At 64.0% G+C, this 605-nt stretch carries 1 pseudogene; it reads left to right on the forward strand.

Annotated features, from left to right (window positions below):
- Nucleotides 1-605, forward strand: a pseudogene (locus LGN10_RS33420) (hypothetical protein); the annotation flags it as partial.

Raw genomic sequence — 605 nt, forward strand, 5'->3', positions numbered from 1 at the left:
GGCGGCTTCAATATCAACGTCACCGGCAATACCGACCTGAAAGGCGGGCTGATCGCGAGTAGCGCGGATGCGTCGAAGAATTCGCTGACGACGGGTTCCCTCTCGTTCTCGGACATCCAGAACCAGTCGCACTACGACGCGAGCTCGAGCGGCTTCAGCGCGGGCGCGACGACCGGCGACGGCGGGATGAACTACAGCACGCACGGCAGCACGTCGGGCAAGAATGCAGGCGGCGCCGCGCCGATGCTTGGCCAAAACGACAGCGGCAGTGATAGCGCGACGACGAAGAGCGGCGTGAGTGCGGGGACCATTACGATTACGGATTCGGCAAACCAGAAGCAGGATGTGGCGGGCTTGAACCGCGACACGACGAATACGAACGGTACGGTCGCCAAACTCCCCGACATGCAGAACCTGCTGGCCAATCAGTCGGACATGATGGCGGCAGCCAGCGCGGCCGGCGAAGCGGTGTCGCGCCGGATTGGGGATTACGCGGACAAGATGATGAAAGACGCCGCCGCGAACGGTGACCAGGCGGGAGTCGACGCGTGGAAGGAAGGTGGAGCGAATCGCGCGCTGATGCAAGGTGCCGGTGCGGCGCTGGT

This window comes from Burkholderia sp. AU32262 (genome assembly GCF_020419985.1).
In the GTDB taxonomy this organism is placed as follows: domain Bacteria; phylum Pseudomonadota; class Gammaproteobacteria; order Burkholderiales; family Burkholderiaceae; genus Burkholderia; species Burkholderia semiarida.